The sequence below is a fragment of the Streptomyces africanus genome (assembly GCF_030816955.1).
Taxonomy (GTDB): Bacteria; Actinomycetota; Actinomycetes; order Streptomycetales; family Streptomycetaceae; genus Streptomyces; species Streptomyces africanus.
The window spans coordinates 1634760-1657202 of the sequence record NZ_JAUSYP010000001.1 but is presented as its reverse complement, the minus strand read 5'-3'; the positions used below and the strand labels follow the sequence as shown (position 1 = coordinate 1657202).

Annotated in this window: 17 protein-coding genes; 10 read left to right on the top strand and 7 right to left on the bottom strand. The window is 70.3% G+C overall.

The annotated features are described in order from the left end of the window. The first annotated feature begins 110 nt into the window (after positions 1-110). Both QF034_RS07790 and QF034_RS07785 read left to right on the top strand, forming a co-directional pair. The gene (locus QF034_RS07790; protein WP_307174228.1) at positions 111-1166 is read left to right on the top strand and encodes an LLM class F420-dependent oxidoreductase; all 1056 of its coding nucleotides are present in this window, start codon (positions 111-113) and stop codon (positions 1164-1166) included. 285 nt (positions 1167-1451) lie between these two features. Beyond that, positions 1452-2240: a ferritin-like domain-containing protein gene (locus tag QF034_RS07785; RefSeq protein WP_307174227.1), complete on the top strand. Its 789-nt coding sequence runs from the start codon at positions 1452-1454 to the stop codon at positions 2238-2240. Between the two features lie 32 nt (positions 2241-2272). Here QF034_RS07785 and QF034_RS07780 read toward each other — a convergent pair whose 3' ends face one another. Beyond that, positions 2273-3268: a magnesium and cobalt transport protein CorA gene (locus tag QF034_RS07780; RefSeq protein ID WP_307174226.1), complete on the bottom strand. Its 996-nt coding sequence runs from the start codon at positions 3266-3268 to the stop codon at positions 2273-2275. Positions 3269-3329: 61 nt separating this feature from the next. On the opposite strand from QF034_RS07780, the gene QF034_RS07775 reads away from it, so the two are divergent. The 4 genes from QF034_RS07775 (at position 3330) to mshC (ending at position 6803) form a co-directional block, all read left to right on the top strand. Further along, positions 3330-4016, top strand: coding sequence for a histidine phosphatase family protein (locus tag QF034_RS07775; RefSeq protein WP_307174225.1), 687 nt, complete (start codon positions 3330-3332; stop codon positions 4014-4016). A gap of 78 nt (positions 4017-4094) precedes the next feature. After that, on the top strand, positions 4095-4685 hold the full coding sequence (locus QF034_RS07770; RefSeq protein WP_307174224.1) for a DUF3090 domain-containing protein: 591 nt from the start codon (positions 4095-4097) through the stop codon (positions 4683-4685). Then, entirely contained in the window at positions 4649-5479 is an 831-nt protein-coding gene (locus QF034_RS07765) for an SCO1664 family protein (RefSeq protein WP_307174223.1), read from the top strand. The genes QF034_RS07770 and QF034_RS07765 overlap by 37 nt, the downstream gene beginning before the upstream one ends. A 94-nt stretch (positions 5480-5573) precedes the next feature. Next, positions 5574-6803, top strand: a complete 1230-nt coding sequence (mshC, locus tag QF034_RS07760) for a cysteine--1-D-myo-inosityl 2-amino-2-deoxy-alpha-D-glucopyranoside ligase (protein ID WP_307174222.1) — start codon at positions 5574-5576, stop codon at positions 6801-6803. A 65-nt stretch (positions 6804-6868) separates the two neighbouring features. Here mshC and QF034_RS07755 read toward each other — a convergent pair whose 3' ends face one another. From QF034_RS07755 to QF034_RS07730, 6 genes are all read right to left on the bottom strand, one after another. Continuing rightward, positions 6869-7852 (bottom strand): PAC2 family protein, encoded by a 984-nt coding sequence (locus QF034_RS07755; RefSeq protein ID WP_307174221.1) that lies wholly within the window; start codon positions 7850-7852, stop codon positions 6869-6871. A gap of 157 nt (positions 7853-8009) precedes the next feature. Continuing rightward, positions 8010-8681 carry a FadR/GntR family transcriptional regulator gene (locus QF034_RS07750; RefSeq protein WP_307174220.1) on the bottom strand — a complete coding sequence of 224 codons (672 nt, stop codon included), beginning with the start codon at positions 8679-8681 and terminating at the stop codon, positions 8010-8012. Positions 8682-8853: 172 nt separating this feature from the next. After that, positions 8854-10470, bottom strand: coding sequence for a glycerol-3-phosphate dehydrogenase/oxidase (locus QF034_RS07745; protein ID WP_307174219.1), 1617 nt, complete (start codon positions 10468-10470; stop codon positions 8854-8856). A gap of 8 nt (positions 10471-10478) precedes the next feature. After that, positions 10479-12017: a glycerol kinase GlpK gene (gene glpK / locus QF034_RS07740; RefSeq protein ID WP_193504432.1), complete on the bottom strand. Its 1539-nt coding sequence runs from the start codon at positions 12015-12017 to the stop codon at positions 10479-10481. 84 nt (positions 12018-12101) lie between these two features. Then, on the bottom strand, positions 12102-12893 hold the full coding sequence (locus tag QF034_RS07735; protein ID WP_307174218.1) for an MIP/aquaporin family protein: 792 nt from the start codon (positions 12891-12893) through the stop codon (positions 12102-12104). Positions 12894-13171: 278 nt separating this feature from the next. Next, positions 13172-13945, bottom strand: a complete 774-nt coding sequence (locus QF034_RS07730; RefSeq protein WP_307174217.1) for an IclR family transcriptional regulator — start codon at positions 13943-13945, stop codon at positions 13172-13174. Between the two features lie 340 nt (positions 13946-14285). Between QF034_RS07730 and metH the strand changes: the two genes are divergently transcribed. From metH to QF034_RS07710, 4 genes are all read left to right on the top strand, one after another. Beyond that, positions 14286-17798, top strand: a complete 3513-nt coding sequence (gene metH, locus QF034_RS07725) for a methionine synthase (RefSeq protein ID WP_307174216.1) — start codon at positions 14286-14288, stop codon at positions 17796-17798. 170 nt (positions 17799-17968) lie between these two features. Then, positions 17969-18670, top strand: coding sequence for an HAD family hydrolase (locus QF034_RS07720; protein ID WP_307174215.1), 702 nt, complete (start codon positions 17969-17971; stop codon positions 18668-18670). A gap of 408 nt (positions 18671-19078) precedes the next feature. Continuing rightward, positions 19079-20683: an ABC transporter substrate-binding protein gene (locus QF034_RS07715; RefSeq protein ID WP_307174214.1), complete on the top strand. Its 1605-nt coding sequence runs from the start codon at positions 19079-19081 to the stop codon at positions 20681-20683. A gap of 107 nt (positions 20684-20790) precedes the next feature. Further along, complete coding sequence (locus QF034_RS07710; protein WP_307174213.1) at positions 20791-22374, top strand: ABC transporter substrate-binding protein; 1584 nt, start codon at positions 20791-20793, stop codon at positions 22372-22374. The last annotated feature ends 69 nt before the right edge of the window (positions 22375-22443 follow it).

Genomic DNA, 22443 nt, shown 5'->3' with positions numbered 1-22443 from the left:
GGGGGTCCGACCATGAGTTGTCCGGCATGACTGCCACCCCCTAGGTCCCCGCCGGGCCGCACGCTAAGGTCTCCGCACGTGCACGTTACTGATCGGTAAGGGGATTCGGCATGCAGCTCGGTATCAACCTCGGCTACTGGGGTGCCGGAATGGACGCGGACAATCTGGCCGTCGCCCAGGAGGCCGACCGGCTCGGATACGCCGTCTGCTGGGCCGCCGAGGCCTACGGCTCCGACGCCGCCACCGTACTGACCTGGGTCGCCGCCCAGACCGAACGTATCGACGTCGGCTCCGCCATCTTCCAGATCCCGGCCCGCCAGCCGGCGATGACCGCCATGACGGCGGCCACCCTCGACTCCCTCTCCGGCGGCCGCTTCCGCCTCGGCCTCGGTGTCTCCGGCCCGCAGGTCTCCGAGGGCTGGTACGGCGTCAAGTTCGACAAGCCGCTGGCACGCACGCGTGAGTACGTCGAGATCGTCCGCAGGGCCATGACGCGCGAGCGCCTGTCCTACGAGGGCGAGCACTGGACGCTGCCGCTCCCGGGCGGCCCGGGCAAGCCCATCAAGCTGACCGTGCACCCGCAGCGCGAGCACATTCCGCTGTACATCGCCGCGATCGGCCCGAAGAACCTGGAGCAGACCGGCGAGATCGCCGACGGCGCCCTGCTGATCTTCCCCTCCGCCGACCACCTGGAGGAGACGACGATCAAGTACCTGCGCGCCGGCCGCGAGAAGGCCGGCAAGACGCTCGACGGCTTCGAGGTCTGCCCGACCGTCCCGCTCGCCGTCGGCGACGACAAGGACATCGCCGCGCTCGCCGACACCTTCCGCCCCTACACCGCGCTGTACGTCGGCGGCATGGGCAGCCCCAAGCAGAACTTCTACAACCAGCTCGCCCAGCGCATGGGCTACGAGAAGGAGGCCGCCGAGATCCAGGGCAAGTACCTGTCCGGCGACAAGCAGGGCGCCGCGGCCGCCGTCCCGCACGAGCTGATCGACAAGACCACACTGCTGGGGTCCGTCGACCGGATCGCGGACCGGATGAAGGCGTACGCGGAGGCCGGCGTCACCACCCTGAGCCTCGCCCCGGCGGGCTTCACCCTCGACGAGCGGCTCGCGTCCCTCCGCGCCGGCACCGAGGCCCTGGAGCGCGCCGGGCTCGCCTGACGGGGCGCCACCGGCGGAGTTGTCTGCGGCCGTGGTGGGGGCTCGGGGGTCTTCCCCGCCACGGCCGTCACGCAGAACAACGCCCCGCGCCTCCCGTGGTTACGCCGGGATCTCCCCGCCCCGGCGGCCAAGACCCCTGCGGGCCTGCCGGATTCACCTGTCCTCCATTTGGCGGAGTTGTCCGTCGCACCTGTTGCAGCGCCTTTCGTCCCGCACTTGACTCGTTCTTTGCGGAAACCTGCGGAATCACGCAGCACGCGCACGTGCGCGGGAGAGGTGCTCACGATGCTTTCGGCCAAGAGTGTGTTCCAGGAGATCCTCGCCCACGACGAGGCCTTCGCCCTGTTCTGCTCCATCGCCGCGAGCGGCGAGTCCCAGGGCGGCTGGGAGAACGCCCGTATCGCCGCGCTCGTCCCCGACAGCGAGCGGGAACTCGCCCCCAAGATCACCCGGCACGGCGCCGACGAGGACAAGCACGGCCGGATCTTCAGCGCCCTGATGAAGAAGCGCGGCCTCGACCCGGTCCCGGTCCCGCCGGAGACCGACTACACCATGCTCCTGGAGAAGAACGGCATCGGCCTCGCGCACGAGCAGCTGGGCCGCGACGAGCGGCTCACGGTCCAGGACATCGTCACGTATCTCTCGCACAGCAGGGTCACCGAACAGCGCGCCTCCGAGCAGATGCAACTGCTGCGCAAGCACTTCGCCGACCACCCCGACATCGGCCGCGCGGTCAGGCAGATCTCCAACGACGAGGACAACCACCTCGCCTACTGCCACGAGGAACTGCTGCGCTTCGCCCACGCGGGCCACGGCCGGGCCATCCAGCGCACCCTGCGCGCGTGCGCGCTCGCCGAGATCCGGATCTACCGGGACGTCAGCCTCGCGGTCATGGCGCACATGGGGGGCATCCTCGGCTGGTCCAGGGCCAAGTCGGCGGTGCTCGCGGCGGGCATCCACGCGATGTACGCCTACGAACGGCTGGGTGGCTGGCGCCGGATGGTGTCGCTGAAGATGCCGGAGCGCCGCGACGCCCTCGGCGGACCCGCGTCCGCGGCACCCGAGTTCGCCTGAGCCGGCCCGCCCGCAGCCGGCCCCGGCCCGCCCTACAACCAGCCCCGGCGCTTGAACAGCCGGAACACCAGCACCTCGAGAACGCCCATCACCGCGACCAGCGCCGGATAGGACCACACCCAGCGCAGCTCGGGCATGTGCTCGAAGTTCATGCCGTAGATCCCCGCGAGCATCGTGGGAATCGCGGCCATGGCCGCCCACGCGGAGATCTTCCGCATGTCGTCGTTCTGCCGGACGCTCATCTGCGCCAGATGCGCGTTGAGGATGTCCGACACCAGCCGGTCCAGGTTCTCCACGGACTCGTTCACGCGTGTGAGGTGATCGCTGACGTCGCGGAAGAACGGCCGGGCCCGGTCGTCCACGAACGGCACGGTCACACCGGACGGTGCCGTGCCCGCCAGCCGGCTCATCGGCAGGGCCAGCGGCCCGGTCGCCCGGCGGAACTCCAGGACCTGCCGTTTGAAGTTGTAGATCCGGGACGCGGTGTGCCGCGAGCCCCCGTCGTCCGGTGAGAAGACCTCCGCCTCCAGCCCCTCCAGGTCGGCCTGCAGCTCGGTCGCGACCTCCAGGTAGTGGTCGACGGCGGCGTCGGCGACCGCGTAGAGGACCGAGGTGGGACCGGTGCCCAGCAGGTCCGGCTCCTGCTCCAGGCGGTGCCGTACGGCCTTGAGCGGGGCGCCCTCGCCGTGCCGGACGGTGACGACGAACGCGTCGCCCAGGAAGATCATGATCTCGCCGGTGGAGACGGTGTCGCTCTGCGGCTCGTACGCCACCGGCTTGAGCACCACGAAGAGCGAGTCGTCGTACACCTCCAGCTTGGGCCGCTGGTGGGCCTTGAGGGCGTCCTCGGCGGCGAGCGGATGCAGCCCGAACTCCTGGGTCACGAGCTCGAACTCGCGCTCCGTCGGCTCATGCAGCCCGATCCACACGAAACCGCCCGCCGCCCGGGCCTCACCCAGGGCGTCGGAGAAGTCCTCCGGCCCTTCCGACCGGTGTCCCTCGCGGTAGATGGCACAGTCGACGATCACGAAGCGAGTCTCCCGTCACTCGAACGACACCGTACGCGCGCGTGCGCCTACGCTGGACCGCATGCCCACGTTGATCCTGGTCCGGCACGGACGTTCCACCGCCAACACCGAGGGACTGCTCGCCGGCTGGACGCCCGGTGTCGCCCTCGACGAACGCGGCACGGCGCAGGCCGCCGCGCTGCCCGGGCGGCTCGCCGAACTGCCCCTCGCCGAGATCGTCACCAGCCCGCTCCAGCGCTGCCAGGAGACGATCCGGCCCCTTCTCCAGGCCCGGCCGCAGCTCAGCCCGCACACCGACGAGCGCATCGGCGAGTGCCACTACGGCGACTGGTCGGGGCGCAAGCTCGACGAGCTCAAGGACCAGCCCCTGATGGAGGTCGTGCAGGCGCACCCGTCCGCGGCGGCGTTCCCCGGCGGGGAGTCGATGCGGGCCATGCAGACACGCGCCGCCGAGGCCGTACGCGAGTGGAACGCGCGCGTGGAGCGCGACCACGGCGCCGACGCCGTCTACCTCATGTGCTCGCACGGCGACGTCATCAAGTCGCTCGTGGCGGACGCACTCGGACTTCATCTGGACCTCTTCCAGCGGATTTCCGTTGAACCGTGTTCCATCACCGCGATCCGCTACACCCGGCTGCGTCCGTTTCTCGTCCGCCTCGGCGACACCGGCGACTTCACGTCCCTGGTGCCGCGCGAGGAACCGCCGGGCGACGAGGCCCCCGTCGGGGGTGGTGCGGGCGCACCGTGATCGTCGGCCGCAGTAGGGTGAAGCGGTCGCAGCAGTGCCGTAGTCACACGGTTCCCACGATTCCAATGGAGACAGGACGTGTCCCGTCAGGTGTTCCTCTACGACCATCCGGAGCGTTTCGTGGCCGGTACGGTCGGACTGCCCGGGCGCCGTTCATTCTTCCTCCAGGCCTCCGCCGGCTCCCGGGTGACCAGCGTGGCACTGGAGAAGACCCAGGTCGCCGCACTCGCCGAACGCATGGACGAACTGCTCGACGAGGTCGTACGCCGTAGCGGAGGCAGCGCCTCCGTCCCCGCCGTCGCACCGTCGGACATCACCGACACCGCCCCGCTGGACACCCCCGTCGAGGAGGAGTTCCGGGTCGGCACGATGGCCCTCGCCTGGGACGGCGAGGAGCAGCTGATGATCGTCGAGGCGCAGGCGCTCGTCGAGCTCGACGCCGACACCGAGGAGGACCTCGCCGAGGCCGAGGAGCGGCTGCTCCAGGACGAGGAGAACGGCCCCCCGATGCTGCGGGTCCGGCTCACCGGCGCGCAGGCCAGGGCCTTCGCCAAGCGCGCCCTCGACATCGTCAACGCCGGGCGGCCGCCGTGCCCGCTGTGCAGCCTCCCGCTCGACCCGGAAGGACACGTATGTCCGCGCCAGAACGGATACCGCCGCGGAGCGTGACGCCTCCTCCGGACGCCGCCGACCTGCTCGCCCGGGGCGAACTCACTGTGCGCGGACGCATCCGTGAGGCCTCGAACGCGGCCCTGTACTGCACGGTCTCGTACGACGGCCAGGACGCGGCCTGCATCTACAAGCCGGTCGCCGGGGAGCGGCCCCTGTGGGACTTCCCCGACGGGACGCTCGCCCAGCGCGAGGTCGCCGCGTACGAGGTCTCCGAGGCGACCGGCTGGAGCCTCGTCCCGCCCACCGTGCTGCGGGACGGCCCCTACGGCGAGGGCATGTGCCAGCTGTGGGTCGAGGCGGCGCCGGAGGCGGAGCTGCTCGCGCTCGTCGACGCCGAGGAACCGGAGCCGGGCTGGAAGGCGATCGGCTTCGCCGAGGTCGGCGAGGGCCGCACCGCGCTCCTCGTGCACGCCGACGACGAGCGGCTGCGGCGGCTCGCGGTGCTGGACGCCGTGCTCAACAACGCCGACCGCAAGGGCGGGCACCTGCTGCCGACCGGCGAGGGGCGGCTGTACGGGATCGACCACGGGGTCACCTTCAACGTCGAGAACAAGTTGCGGACCCTGCTGTGGGGGTGGGCGGGGGAGCCTCTCACCCAGGAGGCCGTCGACGTCCTCGAGGGCCTCCGGAAGGACCTGGCGGACGGCGGTCCCCTCACCGCCCGGCTCCAGCCGCTGATCACCGGCGCGGAGATCGACGCCACCCGCGCGCGGGTCGCCGCGCTGCTCGCCTCGGGTAAGCATCCCGAGCCGAGCGGGGAGTGGCCGGCGATCCCCTGGCCACCCGTGTAGCAGCACAGACGCCGGGCTCCCGCAAGAGCGCCTTCTCGGCCGTCCGGTCCGCTCCCATTCGTATATGGAACTTCAGTCCGGTTAGGCTCAGGGCATGCATGCCTGGCCCGCTTCCGAGGTCCCCGCCCTGCCTGGTCAGGGCCGCGACCTGAGGATCCACGACACCGCGACCGGCGGTCTGGTCACCCTCGACCCCGGTCCCGTCGCCCGTATCTACGTCTGTGGCATCACCCCGTACGACGCCACCCACATAGGACACGCGGCGACCTACAACGCGTTCGACCTCGTGCAGCGCGTGTGGCTCGACACCAAGCGGCAGGTTCACTACGTCCAGAACGTCACCGACGTCGACGACCCGCTCCTGGAACGCGCACAGCGCGACGGCCTCGACTGGGCCGCGCTCGCCGAGCAGGAGACGGCCCTCTTCCGCGAGGACATGACGGCCCTGCGGATGCTGCCGCCGCGCGAGTACATAGGCGCCGTCGAGGCCATACCCGGGATCGTCCCGCTCGTCGAGCGGCTGCGGGACATGGGCGCCGCCTACGAACTCGACGGCGACGTCTACTTCTCCGTCGAAGCCGACCCGCACTTCGGCAAGGTCTCCGGACTGGACGCCGCGGCGATGCGGCTGCTGTCCGCCGAGCGCGGCGGCGACCCGGACCGGCCGGGCAAGAAGAACCCGCTCGACCCGATGCTGTGGATGGCGGCCCGGGAGGGCGAGCCCAGCTGGGACGGCGGATCGCTCGGGCGCGGACGCCCCGGCTGGCACATCGAGTGCGTGGCCATCGCCCTCGACCACCTCGGCATGGGCTTCGACATCCAGGGCGGCGGCTCCGACCTGGCCTTCCCGCACCACGAGATGGGCGCCTCGCACGCCCAGGCCCTCACCGGCGAGTTCCCCATGGCCACGGCGTACGTGCACGCCGGCATGGTCGCCCTCGACGGCGAGAAGATGTCCAAGTCCAAGGGCAACCTGGTCTTCGTCTCCACGCTCCGGCGCGACGGCGTCGACCCGGCCGCCATCCGGCTCGCGCTGCTGGCTCACCACTACCGCGCCGACTGGGAGTGGACCGACCAGGTCCTCCAGGACGCCGTAGCCCGGCTCGGCCGCTGGCGGGCAGCTGTGTCCCGGCCTGACGGGCCTCCGGCGGAGGCGCTCGTGGAGGAGATCCGCGAGGCCCTCGCGAACGACCTGGACGCCCCGGCCGCGCTCACCGCGGTCGACCGCTGGGCCGCGCTCCAGGAGCGCAGCGGCGGCACGGACGAGGGCGCCCCCGGGGTGGTCTCCCGGGCGGTGGACGCGCTGCTGGGCGTCGCCCTGTAGCCGCAGAGCACGCGAAGGGGCGCCTCCCGGCCGGGAGGCGCCCCTTCTCCTGTCCTCGGTCCCGCTCAGTCCTCCGACGACTCCTCGTCGTCCGTGCCCGGCTTGGGCGGCTTCGGAGGCCGCGTACGGCCGCTGGGATTGTCCCGCAGGTACGACGAGCTGTCGCTGCCGTCCGCCGTGGCGTGCCCGCCGGAGGCGGTCGGTCCGCCGCCGTCCCGGCGCCGCAGATAACGCTCGAACTCGCGGGCGATCGCTTCGCCGGACGCCTCCGGCAGCTCGGCGGTGTCCCGGGCCTCCTCCAGCGACTGGACGTACTCGGCGACCTCGCTGTCCTCGGCGGCCAACTGGTCCACGCCGACCTGCCAGGCGCGCGCGTCCTCGGGCAGCTCGCCCAGCGGGATGCGCACGTCGATCAGGTCCTCCAGCCGGTTCAGGAGGGCCAGCGTGGCCTTCGGGTTCGGCGGCTGCGACACGTAGTGCGGCACGGCCGCCCACAGCGAGACGGCCGGCACGCCCGCGTGCGTGCAGGCCTCCTGGAGGACGCCGACGATGCCCGTGGGCCCCTCGTACTTGGTCTCCTCCAGGTCCATGCGGCGGGCCAGGTCCGGGTCGGACGTCGTCCCGCTGATCGGAACCGGGCGGGTGTGCGGGGTGTCACCGAGCAGGGCGCCCAGGACGACCACCAGTTCCACGCCGAGTTCGTGTGCGAAGCCGAGCAGTTCGTTGCAGAACGACCGCCATCGCATGGACGGTTCGATACCCCGGACGAGGACGAGATCGCGTGGCTTGTCCCCGCCGACCCGGACCACCGACAGTCTTGTCGTCGGCCAGGTGATCTTGCGGACGCCGGCTTCCAGGAACACCGTGGGGCGGTTGACCTGGAAGTCGTAGTAGTCCTCGGCGTCCAGCGCCGCGAAGACCTCGCCCTTCCACTCCCTGTCCAGATGCGCGACCGCGGTGGAGGCGGCGTCGCCGGCGTCGTTCCAGCCCTCGAACGCGGCCACCATGACCGGGTCGACCAGCTCGGGAACCCCCTCGAGCTCGATCACCCAGCGCCTCCTTCCGACGTGCCCTCGCGTACCCCCCAACCTTACGGCGTGCCAAGGGGGCGCCCGCAGCCCCCTCGCAGGGGGAGTGACCCCATCACTGCCCCGCGATCCACCCCTGAACACCCCGGACTCATCCGAGCTGTCCGTGAGGCCCTGGTCACAGCGTGGAGCGCAGCCACTGCTCCACGCTCGCGATGTGCACCGTCGCCCAGGAGCGCGCCGCCTCGGCGTCCCGGTCCCGCAGGGCCGCGAGGATCGCCCGGTGCTCGCGCAGCGTGCGGCCGACCGCGTCCTCCTGGGTCAGGCCGCGCCAGACCCGGGCCCGGGTGGTGGGGCCCGACAACCCGTCGAGCAGTGAGCACAGCACGGAGTTGCCCGAGCTCTGCACGATGCCCCGGTGGAACTCCAGGTCGCAGGCGACGAGGTCCTCGACGGACGGGGCGTCACCGAGCTTGTCCAGCTGGGCCGTGAGCGCGTCGAGCTGCTGTTCGCTGATCCGCAGGGCCGCCATCGCCGTCGCCGCCGGCTCCAGGATGCGGCGCACGGCCAGGAACTCCAGGACCGTGTCGTCGCGGTGGAAGTCCACGACGAAGCTCAGCGCCTCCAGCAGGAGTTGCGGGTCGAGACTGGTGACGTAGGTGCCGTCGCCCTGCCGGACGTCCAGGATCCGGATGAGGGAGAGCGCGCGCACGGCCTCCCGCAGGGAGTTGCGGGACAGGCCGAGGTCGGCGGCGAGCTCGCTCTCCTTGGGCAGCCGGTCGCCCGGCCGCAGCGCGCCGGAGACGATCATGTCCTTGATTTTCTCGATCGCCTCGTCGGTCACTGCCATGGCCGACCTCCCTGTCCCTCAAGACCTCCGACGTATCAGGTCATTATGGGGGCCGGGAACGCGGAAGGGGCGGCTCCGTCGCCGTGGAACCGCCCCTTCCGGGAACAGGAGCCCCCGGTCCCGGTAACGGGATCCCCCCGTCCCCCTGATGGGATCCCCTCCCGGGCCGTGCCTACTTCTTGTCGAGCAGGTCCTGGACCTTGGCGCGGACGTCGTCCGTGGCCAGGCCGCGGATCGTCAGCGTCGTGCGGCGGCGCAGCACGTCGTCCTGCGTCTCGGCCCACTCGTGGTCCCGGGCCCAGACGACCTGCGCCCAGATCTCCGGGGCGTCCGGGTGGACCCGCTCGGCGAGCTCGGGGCTCTCGTTGGCCAGGCGGGCGATGTCGAAGGCGAGCGAGCCGTAGTGCGTGGCCAGGTGCCTGGCGGTGTCGGCCGCCATGCGCGGGCCGGGCGCCGGGCGGTCGGTCAGCAGCCGGTGGGCGACCGCGCGCGGGTTGGCGATGCCGGGCAGCGGCAGCTTCTTCGGCAGCGAGCTGATGGGCTCGAAGTCGTCGCCCAGCGGGTGGCCCGGCAGCGACTCCAGCTTCTGCATGATGGTCCGGCCGATGTGGCGGAAGGTGGTCCACTTGCCGCCGGCGACGGACAGCATGCCGCCCTTGCCCTCGGTCACCACCGTCTCCCGCTTGGCCTTCGCGGTGTCGCCGGGGCCGCCCGGCAGGACGCGCAGACCGGCGAAGGAGTACGTGATGAGGTCGCGGCTGAGCTGCTGGTCACGGACCGAGAAGGCGGCCTCGTCGAGGATCTGGGTTATGTCCTGCTCGGTGACCGAGACGTCCGCCGGGTCGCCCTCGAACTCCTCGTCGGTGGTGCCGAGGAGCAGCATGTCCTCCCACGGGAGGGCGAAGGTGATGCGGTACTTGTCGATCGGGGTGGCGAGCGCGGCCTTCCACGGGGAGGTGCGCTTGAGGACCAGGTGCGCGCCCTTCGACAGGCGGATGGACGGGGCCGCGTTCGGGTCCTCCATCTTCCGCAGGTGGTCGACCCACGGGCCGGTCGCGTTCAGCACCAGCCGGGCGTTGACGCCGAACTCGTCGCCGGAGAGACGGTCCCTGAGCTCGGCGCCGGTGACACGACCCTGGGTGAAGCGCAGGCCCGTCACCTCGGCGTGGTTGAGGACGACCGCGCCCGCCTCGACGGCCCCGCGGACCGTCATCAGCGCCATGCGCGCGTCGTTCATCTGGTCGTCGCCGTACACGGCCACGGCCTTGAGGTTCTCGGTGCGCAGCTCGGGCACGTCCTGCGCGGCCTTGGCCGGCGAGAGCAGATGCCCGACGCCGTCGCCGAAGGCCGACAGGGCGGAGTAGGCGAAGACGCCCGCCCCGAGCTTCGCCGCGCCGTGCGGCCCGCCCTTGTACACGGGGAGGTAGAACGTGAGCGGGTTCGCCAGGTGGGGAGCCACCTGGCGGGAGACCGCACGGCGCTCGAAGTGGTTCTCCGCCACCAGCTTCACCGCGCCGGTCTGCAGGTAGCGCAGACCGCCGTGGAGCAGCTTGGAGGAGGCGGAGGAGGTGGCACCGGCGAAGTCACCGGCGTCGACCAGAGCCACCCTGAGGCCGGACTGCGCGGCGTGCCAGGCGGTGGAGATGCCCAGGATGCCGCCGCCGATCACGAGAAGGTCGTACGACGCCTTGGCGAGCTGCTCCCTGGTCTCGGCTCGGCTCGGGTTCGAGCCGGAGGCCGGGTGCGTCCCCAGGGCAGGCACGGACTTCAGGGTGGACTGAGTGGTCATGCTGTTTCTTACTCCTCGTCCTCGAGCCAGCCCATGGTCCGCTCGACGGCCTTGAGCCAGTTCTTGTACTCACGGGCGCGGGTGTCCGCGTCCATGCGGGGGGTCCACTCGGCGGCCCGGCGCCAGTTGGCGCGCAGGTCGTCGGTGCTGTTCCAGAAGCCGACGGCGAGGCCGGCGGCGTAGGCGGCGCCGAGGCAGGTGGTCTCGGCGACCATCGGACGCACCACGGGGGCGTCCACGAAGTCGGCGAGGGTCTGCATCAGCAGGTTGTTGGAGGTCATGCCGCCGTCGACCTTGAGGGCGGCCAGCTCCACGCCGGAGTCCTTCGTCATGGCGTCGGCGATCTCCCGCGTCTGCCAGGCGGTCGCCTCCAGGACGGCACGGGCCAGGTGCGCCTTGGTGACGTACCGGGTCAGGCCGGCGATCACACCGCGGGCGTCGGAGCGCCAGTACGGGGCGAACAGGCCGGAGAAGGCCGGCACGAAGTAGGCGCCGCCGTTGTCCTCGACCGACAGCGCGAGCGTCTCGATCTCGGCGGCCGTGGAGATCAGGCCCATCTGGTCGCGCATCCACTGCACCAGCGAACCGGTGACGGCGATCGAGCCCTCCAGGGCGTAGACCGTGTCCTGGTCGCCGATCTTGTAGCCGACGGTGGTCAGCAGGCCGCTGTACGAGTTGATGATCTTGTCGCCGGTGTTCATCACCATGAAGGTGCCGGTGCCGTACGTCGACTTGGTCTCGCCCTCGGCGAAACAGGTCTGGCCGAACAGGGCCGCCTGCTGGTCGCCGAGCGCGGAGGCGACCGGGATGCCGCCGAGCAGGTCGCCCAGCTTCCCGCCCGTGATCTCGCCGTAGACCTCGGCGGAGGAGCGGATCTCGGGGAGGATCTGCTTCGGGACGCCGATCGACTCGCAGATCTTGTCGTCCCACTCCATGGTGTGGAGGTTCATCAGCATCGTGCGGGAGGCGTTGGTGACGTCCGTGACGTGCTTGCCGCCGTCGGTACCGCCGGTCAGGTTCCAGATGACCCAGCTGTCCATGGTGCCGAAGAGGATGTCGCCCGCCTCGGCGCGCTCCTTGAGCCCGTCGACGTTGTCGAGCAGCCAGCGGGCCTTCGGACCGGCGAAGTAGGAGGCGAGCGGCAGGCCCGTCTCGCGGCGGAAGCGGTCCTGGCCCACGTTGCGGCCGAGCTCGCGGCAGAGGGCGTCGGTGCGGGTGTCCTGCCAGACGATGGCGTTGTGGACGGGCTCACCGGTGTTCTTGTCCCACAGCACGGTCGTCTCGCGCTGGTTGGTGATGCCGATGGCCTTGATGTCGTCGCGGGTGATGCCGGCCTTCTCGATGGCCCCGGCGACGACCTCCTGGACGTTGGTCCAGATCTCGGTGGCGTTGTGCTCCACCCAGCCCGGCTTCGGGAAGATCTGCTCGTGTTCCTTCTGGTCGACGGACACGATCCGGCCGTCGCGGTCGAAGACGATGCAGCGGGACGAGGTGGTGCCCTGGTCAATGGCGGCGATGAAGGGGCCGGCGGTGTGCGCGTCGGTCACTGTGTGCTCCTGATAATTCCGGGTTTAAGGGGCTTTACGTACGGCGCGTGCTGGAAGTTTCGCGACGGGCGCGAGGATTGCTTCTTAAGCGAATGCGACGTTGTAGATGCCTGCCGCGATGGCGCCGCCGATCAGCGGACCGACCACCGGGACCCAGGCGTAGCCCCAGTCGGAGCCGCCCTTGTTGGGCAGGGGAAGCAGGGCGTGCACGATGCGCGGACCGAGGTCACGCGCCGGGTTGATCGCGTAGCCCGTCGGGCCGCCGAGGGACAGGCCGATGGACACCACCACGAGCGCGGTGATCAGCGCGCCCAGCGTGCCCAGGCCGTTGCCCTTGTCGTTCAGGCCCTGGGTGAGCACGGCGAGCACCAGCACGACGGTGCCGATGATCTCCGTGGCGACGTTCTGCCAGGCGACCCGGACCTCGGGCCCGGTGGAGAAGATGCCCAGCACGGGGCCGGCGGCCTTCTCCTGGGCCTCGACGGCCTTGGCCGTGTCCTGCGCGCCCGGACCGCCGACGATCTCCCGGTCGGTGAGGTGGGCGTGGAACTGGCCGTAGTAGGCGATCCAGACCAGGGCGGCACCGATCATGGCGCCGAGGATCTGTCCGGCCCAGTAGACCGGGACGTTCTTCCAGTCGCCGTCCTTGATCGCGATCGCGAGGGTCACGGCGGGGTTCAGATGGGCGCCGGACAGCGGCGCAGTCGTGTAGACCGCCGTGAGCACCGCGAAGCCCCACCCGAAGGTGATGGCGAGCCAGCCGGCGTTACGGGCCTTGGAGGCCTTCAGCGTGACGGCGGCGCAGACTCCGCCGCCGAGGAGGATGAGTATGGCGGTACCGATGGTCTCGCCGATGAAGATGTCGGAGCTGGACACCCGCGACTCCTTTGTCCTTCGTCCAGGGGTGAAGTTCTGTACCGGCCTGGCGTTGTCACACTCTAGCGCGTATTGCCGGTAGCTGTTCGACAATGTCGACCGATGGACGGGAGTCTTGCTTCGGCGTTACGAGCACGTCAAGGGCTGTGTTGTCGAAAACACGATCGTTACTGATCGCCGCGGCCTCGTGGATCTCGAGCGCAGCTCGCCGGTGGCCCGTGCGCGGGCATGCCGAGGACCGGAACGCCCTGTGGCGCCCCGGTCCTCCCGTGTCCCCGTCAGAACCGCCCGGCACCCAGATCCCGCGAGACCGCACGGGCGCAGTCCCGGACCGCCGCGATCAGCTCGGGGCGCAGCGCCCGCTCTTCGTCGGACCGGCACAGCCGCTCCATGGCGCCCGTGATGCCGACCGCGCCGACCGGCATGCGCCGCCGGTCGTGGATGGGCGCGGCGAGGGAGGCGACGCCCTCCCAGGTCTCCTCGACGTCCGCCGCGTACCCACGCGCGCGGGTGACGTCGAGGATGTGCTCGAAGTCCTCCGGCTCGCACACGGTCCGGTCCGTGAACGCCTTGCGGTCGGCCTCCAGGGCCTCGCTGTGCGCCACCGGGTCGTAGGCGGAGAGCACCTTGCCCAGCGCCGTGGAGTGCAGCGGCTGCATGGCCCCGATCTCCAGGACCTGCCGGCTGTCGTCGGGCCGGAAGACGTGGTGCACGATCAGCACGCCCTGCTGGTGCAGCACGCCCAGGTAGACGCTCTCGCCGCTGGAGCGGGCCAGGTCGTCGGTCCACACCAGGGCCCGCGCCCGCAGCTCGTGCACATCGAGGTAGGTGGTGCCCAGGCGCAGCAGCTCCGCGCCGAGCTGGTAGCGCCCGGAGGTGTCGTCCTGCTCCACGAAGCCCTCCTGCTGGAGGGTGCGCAGGATCCCGTGGGCGGTGCCCTTGGCCAGGCCCAGCGACGAGGCGATGTCCGACAGGCCGAGTCGCCGCTCGCCGCCCGCGAGCAGCCGCAGCATCGCGGCCGCCCGTTCGAGCGACTGGATGTTCCGTGCCATCGCCGTACTGCCTCCGTCCCCTTCGACCGCCGACCAGCGGCGCCCGCAGCCTTTGTTCGGCAATGCCGAACACTACCGGTCGATGCCGACCTCTCGCTAATGGCGGGTCACCATTTGTTGCGTCGGCGGGTCGTCACGAATGGCTCACCAGGGGCACAGCACTGGGACATCAGTGGCACAACGGCCGCTCGGGACGCCACGCGCGTCCGTCCCGTGGACGCCCTGCACATCCCGGGCCGCGCCCGGTTACGCTGGCGCCGTGCGCCGTTCCCCCGGATGCCCCCCGTGTGTCCGGGAAGCCGCATAGCCGACAGCCGTCGCACTCGAGGGAGCCCTTTACATGGCCTCGTTGCCACCGACCCCTTCCGACAGCCGGACCCGCGTGTCCGCCCTCCGAGAGGCCCTGGCCAGCCGTGTGGTCGTGGCCGACGGGGCCATGGGCACCATGCTCCAGGCGCAGGACCCGACGCTCGAGGACTTCGAGAATCTCGAAGGCTGTAACGAGATCCTCAACCTGACCCGGCCGGACATCGTCCGTTCCGTCCACGACGCGTACTTCGCGGTCGGCGTCGACTGCGTCGAGACCAACACCTTCGGCGCCAACCACACGGCCGCGGCGGAGTACGAGATCTCCGACCGGGTGCACGAACTGTCCGAGGCGGGTGCCCGGATCGCCCGCGAGGCGGCCGACGAGTACGCCGCCCGGGACGGCCGGCCGCGCTGGGTGCTCGGCTCGATCGGCCCCGGCACCAAGCTGCCCACGCTCGGCCACGTCACCTACGGCACCATCCGCGACGGCTACCAGGCCAACGCCGAGGGCCTGCTCGCCGGCGGCGCCGACGCGCTGCTCGTGGAGACCACGCAGGACCTGCTCCAGACGAAGGCCTCCGTCCTCGGCGCCCGCCGGGCCATGGAGGCCACCGGCGTCGAGGTGCCCCTGCTGTGCTCGATGGCCTTCGAGACCACCGGCACCATGCTGCTCGGCTCCGAGATCGGCGCGGCCCTGACCGCGCTGGAGCCGCTCGGCATCGACATGATCGGCCTGAACTGCTCGACCGGTCCGGCCGAGATGAGCGAGCACCTGCGCTATCTGACGCGCCACTCGCGCATCCCGCTGCTGTGCATGCCGAACGCCGGCCTGCCGATCCTCACCAAGGACGGCGCCCACTTCCCGCTCGACCCCGAGGGCCTGGCCGACGCCCAGCAGAACTTCGTCCGGGACTACGGCCTGTCCCTGGTCGGTGGCTGCTGCGGCACCACGCCGGAGCACCTGCGGCAGCTGGTCGAGCGCGTCCGGGACGTCACCCCGAGCGAGCGCGACCCGCAGCCCGAGCCGGGCGCGGCGTCGCTGTACCAGTCGGTCCCGTTCCGGCAGGACACCTCCTACCTGGCCATCGGCGAGCGCACCAACGCCAACGGCTCGAAGAAGTTCCGCGAGGCCATGCTGGACGGCCGCTGGGACGACTGCGTGGAGATGGCCCGGGAGCAGATCCGCGAGGGCGCGCACATGCTCGACCTGTGCGTGGACTACGTCGGCCGCGACGGCGTCGCCGACATGGAGGAACTGGCCGGCCGCTTCGCCACCGCCTCCACGCTGCCGATCGTGCTGGACTCCACCGAGGTCGAGGTGATCCGGGCCGGTCTGGAGAAGCTCGGCGGCCGCGCGGTGATCAACTCGGTGAACTACGAGGACGGCGCCGGCCCCGAGTCCCGCTTCGCCAAGGTCACCCAGCTCGCCAGGGAGCACGGCGCCGCCCTCATCGCGCTGACCATCGACGAGGAGGGCCAGGCCCGCACGGCCGAGAAGAAGGTCGAGATCGCCGAACGGCTCATCGACGACCTCACGGGCAACTGGGGCATCCACGAGGAGGACATCCTCGTCGACTGCCTGACCTTCACCATCTGCACCGGCCAGGAGGAGTCCCGCAAGGACGGCATCGCCACCATCGAGGGCATCCGCGAGCTGAAGCGGCGCCACCCGAAGGTGCAGACCACCCTGGGCCTGTCCAACATCTCCTTCGGTCTCAACCCGGCCGCCCGCATCCTGCTGAACTCCGTCTTCCTCGACGAGTGCGTCAAGGCGGGCCTGGACTCGGCGATCGTGCACGCGAGCAAGATCCTGCCGATCGCCCGCTTCAGCGAGGAGGAGGTCCAGACGGCTCTGGACCTCATCCACGACCGCCGCGCCGAGGGCTACGACCCCCTCCAGAAGCTCATGCAGCTGTTCGAGGGCGCCACCGCCAAGTCCCTCAAGGCCGGCAAGGCCGAGGAGCTGGCCGCCCTGCCGCTGGACGAGCGCCTGAAGCGGCGCATCATCGACGGCGAGAAGAACGGCCTGGAGGCCGACCTCGACGAGGCCCTGCAGTCCCGCCCGGCCCTGGACATCGTCAACGAGACCCTGCTGGAGGGCATGAAGGTCGTCGGCGAGCTGTTCGGCTCCGGCCAGATGCAGCTGCCGTTCGTCCTGCAATCCGCCGAGGTGATGAAGACGGCCGTCGCCCACCTCGAACCGCACATGGAGAAGACCGACGAGGCCGGCAAGGGCACCATCGTGCTCGCCACCGTGCGCGGCGACGTGCACGACATCGGCAAGAACCTCGTCGACATCATCCTGACCAACAACGGCTACAACGTCGTCAACCTGGGCATCAAGCAGCCGGTCTCCGCGATCCTGGACGCCGCCGAGGAGCACAGGGCCGACGTCATCGGCATGTCCGGTCTCCTGGTCAAGTCCACCGTGATCATGAAGGAGAACCTGGAGGAGCTCAACACCCGGGGACTCGCCGCCCGCTTCCCGGTGATCCTCGGCGGCGCCGCCCTCACCCGCGCCTACGTCGAGCAGGACCTGCACGAGATCTACGAGGGCGAGGTCCGCTACGCCCGCGACGCCTTCGAGGGCCTGCGCCTGATGGACGCCCTGATCGGCGTCAAGCGGGGCGTGCCCGGCGCGAAGCTGCCCGAGCTGAAGCAGCGCCGTGTGCGGGCCACCGCCCCGGCCGCGGCCGAGGAGCGCCCCGAGGAGGGGCACGTCCGCTCCGACGTCGCCACCGACAACCCCGTCCCCGAGCCGCCCTTCCGCGGCACCCGCGTGATCAAGGGCATCCAGCTCAAGGAGTACGCGAGCTGGCTCGACGAGGGCGCCCTGTTCAAGGGCCAGTGGGGCCTGAAGCAGGCCCGCACCGGCGAGGGCCCGTCGTACGAGGAACTCGTCGAGAGCGAGGGCCGGCCCCGGCTGCGCGGGCTGCTGGACAGGCTCCAGACGGAGAACCTCCTGGAGGCGGCCGTGGTCTACGGCTACTTCCCGTGCGTCTCCAAGGACGACGACCTGATCATCCTGGACGAGCAGGGCAACGAGCGCACCCGCTTCACCTTCCCGCGCCAGCGCCGCGGCCGGCGCCTGTGCCTGGCCGACTTCTTCCGCCCGGAGGAGTCCGGCGAGACGGACGTCGTGGGCCTCCAGGTCGTCACCGTCGGCTCGCGCATCGGCGAGGAGACCGCGCGGCTCTTCGAGGCCAACGCCTACCGCGACTACCTCGAACTGCACGGCCTGTCCGTGCAGCTGGCCGAGGCGCTCGCCGAGTACTGGCACGCGCGCGTGCGCTCCGAACTCGGCTTCGCCGGCGAGGACCCGGACGAGATGCAGGCCATGTTCGAGCTGAAGTACCGGGGCGCCCGCTTCTCCCTCGGCTACGGCGCCTGCCCCAACCTGGAGGACCGCGCGAAGATCGCCGACCTGCTCCAGCCGGAGCGCATCGGCGTCCACCTGTCCGAGGAGTTCCAGCTGCACCCCGAGCAGTCCACGGACGCCATCGTGATCCACCACCCGGAGGCGAAGTACTTCAACGCCCGCTGAGCCACCCCACCGGGCACACACCCCATCGCCCCCCGGCGTATGCACGGTGTGCCCGGGGGCACAGCGGTTAAACGAGGCACTTCGCCCGCACACCACGTAGACTGGTCGGTCCACTGCAGGCCGGTTCCCCCGTGGGAACCGGCCTGATCGTCCCTCAAGGAGGTAGGTGGATGACCAGTACGGTCCCCGCGCTCGGTACACGTACGGCCGAGGGCTCGGCCCTGCAGGCCGTGCTCCTCGACATGGACGGCACCCTGGTGGACACGGAGGGCTTCTGGTGGGACGTCGAGGTCGAGGTCTTCGCCTCCCTCGGCCACAGGCTCGACGAGTCCTGGCGTCATGTCGTGGTCGGCGGCCCCATGACCCGCAGCGCGGGGTTCCTGATCGAGGCCACCGGCGCGGACATCACCCTCGACGAGCTCACGGTGCTGCTGAACGACGGCTTCGAGGACCGCATCGGCCGCGACCTGCCGCTGATGCCCGGCGCCGGCCGGCTGCTGGCCGAGCTGTACGAGTACGAGATCCCCACGGCCCTGGTCTCCGCCTCGCACCGGCGCATCATCGACCGGGTGCTGACCTCCCTGGGCGCGCACCACTTCGGCCTCACGGTGGCCGGTGACGAGGTCCCCCGCACCAAGCCCCACCCCGACCCGTACCTGGCGGCCGCCGCCGGACTCGGCGCCCACCCCGCCCGGTGCGCCGTCATCGAGGACACCGCGACCGGAGTCGCCGCGGCCGAGGCCGCGGGCTGCCACGTCGTGGCGGTGCCCTCCGTGGCCCCGATCGCCCCGGCCCTCAGGCGCACGGTTGTCACCTCTCTGGAAGAGGTCGACCTGACATTTCTGCACGGCCTGATGACGGAAATGCGCTAGGTGTTCACCCAGCGTGCAGCGGTGTTAGAACGGTAATTCCGAAGGTGAATTCGAACTCCCCGGAGGATCGAATTCCCGTACCCTCGCACCCGTTTACGGGTGTGACGTTCCCCACGCAGTCCGGGGTCGACAGCCGGTCCGGCGCGTGCTGCGCACCCCCTCAAGGGGGCTGTCGGCGTGCCCTTGTGTCCCGATTGATGGAACGCTGCACCAAAGCTTCCGCTGTCGGGTTTTCGGTGCGTCCACGCCCGGTTCCGCAGCGTGATGGGCCCTCAACTCCGGTGGCGGCGAACCCTCCTGCCGACCGCGACTAATCTCGACGCGAGAACATCGCCCCACCCCCGTGATCCGCTGCGCCACCCCTGCATGCCGGGTACACGGAGTCGACAGCTCTGGAGAAACTCGAGCATGAACCGCAAGACTTTGGTGCTGCCGGCCGTGATCGGCCTGCTCGCGCCGGTGCTCGCCGCCTGCGGCGGGTCCGACAGCGGGAGCGACAACGGCGACGCGATCGTCGTCGGCACCACGGACCGGTTCACCGCCTCGAAGGACGCCCCCGCTCCTCTCGACCCGGCGTACGCCTACGACGTCGGCACCTGGAACATCCTGCGCCAGACCGTGCAGACGCTGATGATCCAGCCGCGCGGCGAGGGCGAGCCGGTCCCCGAGGCCGCCGAGCGCTGCGGCTTCACCGACACCGGCAACGAGCGCTACGCCTGCACCCTGCGCGACGGCCTGAAGTTCGCGAACGGCGACGCCGTCACCGCGGCCGACGTCAAGTACTCCATCGACCGCGCCCGTTCCCTCAAGGCCGACAGCGGCGTCTTCGCGCTGCTGTCCACCATCGACACCGTCGAGACGCAGGGCGACCGCGAGGTCATCTTCCACCTCAAGACCGCCGACGCGACCTTCCCGTACAAGCTGTCGACCCCGGTCGCCGGCATCGTCGACCCCGACGACTACCCGAAGAACAAGCTGCGCGACGGCTTCGACCTCGACGGCTCCGGCCCGTACACGCTCAAGGCCGAGGTCGAGAACAACGAGATGGTCAAGGCCCGGTTCACCCGGAACCCCTCCTACAAGGGGAGCCTGAAGGTGAACAACGACGATGTCGAGATGGTCTCCTTCAAGGACGCCGACGCCATGGGCACCGCGCTGAACAAGGGCGACATCGACCTGATGACCCGTGCGATGTCGCCGGAGCAGATCCGCAAGCTCTCCGGCGACACGGACACCGGCATCGACCTCGTCGAGATGCCCGGCCTGGAGATCCGCTACCTGGGCTTCAACACCGACGCCCCGACCGTGAAGTCCAAGGCCGTACGCCAGGCGATGGCCCAGGTCGTCAACCGCAGCGCGCTGGTCTCCAAGGTCTACGGCTCCCAGGCCGAGCCGCTGTACTCGCTCGTCCCGGCCAGCGTCACCGGCCACTCCAACTCGTTCTTCAACAAGTACGGCGACCCGAGCGTCACCAAGGCGCGTTCGCTGCTGAACCAGGCGAACGTCACCACCCCGGTGAAGCTCACGCTGCACTACACGACCGACCACTACGGTCCGGCCACCAAGCAGGAGTTCGAGGTCCTCCGCGACCAGCTGAACTCCAGCGGCCTGTTCGACGTCAGCATCAAGGGCACACCGTGGGACACCTTCCGCCCGGCTGAGAAGAAGGGCGAGTACGACGTCTACGGCATGGGCTGGTTCCCGGACTTCCCGGACGCCGACAACTTCCTCGCGCCGTTCCTGGACAAGGACAACACCCTCGGCTCGCCGTATGACAACAGCCAGATCCGGGACACCCTGATCCCGGAGTCCCGCCGTGAGGCGGACCGGCTGTCCGCCGCCACCAGCTTGACGGACATTCAGGACATCGTCGCCTCCGACGTGCCGGTGCTGCCGCTCTGGCAGGGCAAGCAGTACGTCGCCGCGCGCGACGACATCACGGGTACCGCGTACGCCCTCAACTCCTCGTCGACGCTCCAGTTGTGGGAGCTCGGCCGGGGTGTGAGCGGCTGACGGACCCATGGGAACCCCGGGGCCGGTGACCGCGGCCCCGGGGAACCGTGCCCCGGAGCCAGGGACATGCTCCGGGCGTTCTCGAGAACCGACGACAGGGCACACACGTGAAGATACGCAACCAGTGGCCGGTCCTGCCCCTCGTGGCGGGGCTCGCCTCCGGCCTGCTGACCGGCTGTGGCACGGAGACCGGAGACTCCGCGGGGGACGGCTCCAACGTGGTGGTGGGGATGTCCGACGACATCCTGGCCACCGACCCGGCCTCCGGCTACGACCCCGGCTCCTGGCTGTTGTTCAACAACGTCTTCCAGTCGCTGCTCAGCTTCCCCAAGGGCGCCACGGAACCCCAGCCGGAGGCCGCCGAGAGCTGCTCCTTCACCGACACGCAGACCACGGTCTACAAGTGCACGCTGAAGGACGGCCTGAAGTTCAGCAACGGTGACGCGCTCACCTCCGAGGACGTCAAGTTCTCCTTCGACCGCATGCTGAAGATCAACGACCCCGACGGGCCCGCGATCATGTTCCCCACGCTGGACAAGGTCGAGACGCCGGACGAGAAGACGGTCGTCTTCCGGCTCAACACGGCCGACGCCACCTTCCCGAGCAAGGTCGCCTCCGGCGCCGGCTCCATCGTCGACCACCGCCAGTACGACGCGGACGGGCTGCGCAAGGACGGCAAGGCCGTCGGCTCCGGTCCCTACCAGCTCGACTCGATCGACGACGAGCAGGCCGTGTTCTCCGTCAACGAGAACTACAAAGGCACCGCCAAGGTGAAGAACGCGGGCGTGACGCTCAAATTCTTCGACGGCGACCAGACCGCCCTGAAGCAGGCGATCCAGGCCGGGGAGGTCGACATCGCCTACCGCGGTCTGACCGCCGGCGACATCGCGGACATGGAGAAGGCCGACGACGGCACCGGCGTGGAGGTCGTCGAAGGCAGCAGCGCCGAGGTCCAGCACCTGGTGTTCAACATGGACGACCCGGTCGCCAAAAAGCCCGGCGTGCGCAAGGCCATCGCCCACCTGCTCGACCGCGAAGCCCTCATCAAGGACGTCTATCAGGGCACCGCGACCCCGCTGTACTCGATCATCCCGGCGGGAATCGCCGGCCACAACACGGCCTTCTTCGACACCTACGGCGCCCGCCCCTCCAGGTCCAAGGCGGCCGACGCGCTGCGCGCCGACGGCATCAACGGCAAGGTGAAGCTGACCCTCTGGTCCACGCCGTCCCGCTACGGCCCCGCCACCGACCAGGAGCTGAACGCCATCGCCGGCCAGCTCAACGCGAGCGGACTGTTCGACGCCACCGTCAAGTCCGTCCCCTTCGGCCAGTACGAGAAGGACATCGCCGCCGGCAAGTACGGCGTCTACGTGAAGGGCTGGGTGCCCGACTACCCGGACGCCGACAACTTCACGGCCCCCTTCTTCGGCAAGGGCAACGTGCTGGGCAACAACTACGACAACAGCACCATCACCGGCACGCTCATCCCGCGCACCGCCGCCGTGACGAACCGCGCCGCCACGGACCAGGAGTTCGGCGAGCTCCAGGACATCGTCGCCGACGAACTGCCCGTCCTGCCGGTGTGGCAGGCCAAGCAGTACGCGGTCGTCCGCGACGGCGTCTACGGACTGGAGTACTGCCTCGACGCGTCCACCGTGTTCCGCTTCTGGGAGCTGAGCAAGGACGCCTGACGCACCCGCGTGCGTGACGGAAGAGGGCGCCCCCTGCCGAGCAGGGGGCGCCCTCTGTGTCCGGCGCGC